A 666-nucleotide genomic window follows, 5' to 3' on the forward strand; every position below is an offset into this window, starting at 1 on the left:
CGATGGCCGGGGTGAGGACGGGGTGCGGGGACGATTCGACGAACACCCCATGCCCCGACTCGCCCAGGACCCGGATCGCGCGATCGAACTCGACCGTCTCGCGCAGGCTCGCGTACCAGTACTCCGGAGTCAGCTCCGGGCCGTTCAACCACTCGCCGCTCATCGCCGACACCATGGGGACCCGAGCTCCACGAGGCTCGATCCCTTCCAGGACCGAAACGATCTCATCGCGCAGTTCATCGACATGCGCACTGTGCGAGGCGTAGTCCACCGGGATCACCCGGGTCCGCGGCGACTCACCGCACGACTCCGCCAACTCCCGCAGGGCATCGGCGTCCCCAGACACCACCGTGGCGGACGGACCGTTCACCGCAGCGACCGACAGACGGCCCTCGAACGAGGCTATACGGGCGCGGACCGCATCCACCGGCTCGGCGATCGACAACATCCCGCCACGACCCGCCAACCCCCGCAACGTCCGGCTCCGCAGAGCCACCACCTTCGCCGCATCCTCCAGCGACAAAATCCCCGCCACCACGGCCGCAGCGATCTCACCCTGCGAATGACCCACAACCGCGTCCGGAACGACGCCTGCGGCCTCCCACACCGCAGCCAGCGAAACCATCACCGCCCACAACACCGGCTGCACCACGTCCGCAGCCTCAA

General features: G+C 68.5%; 1 protein-coding gene. It reads right to left on the bottom strand.

Going from position 1 to position 666, the window contains the following annotated elements; genetic code table 11:
- A partial coding sequence (locus DMH08_RS39735; RefSeq protein WP_233618089.1) for an acyltransferase domain-containing protein occupies positions 1 to 652 on the bottom strand: 652 nt, incomplete at its 3' end.
- Positions 653 to 666: the final 14 nt, after the last annotated feature.

This window comes from Actinomadura sp. WAC 06369 (assembly GCF_003947565.1).
In the GTDB taxonomy this organism is placed as follows: Bacteria; Actinomycetota; Actinomycetes; order Streptosporangiales; family Streptosporangiaceae; genus Spirillospora; species Spirillospora rifamycini.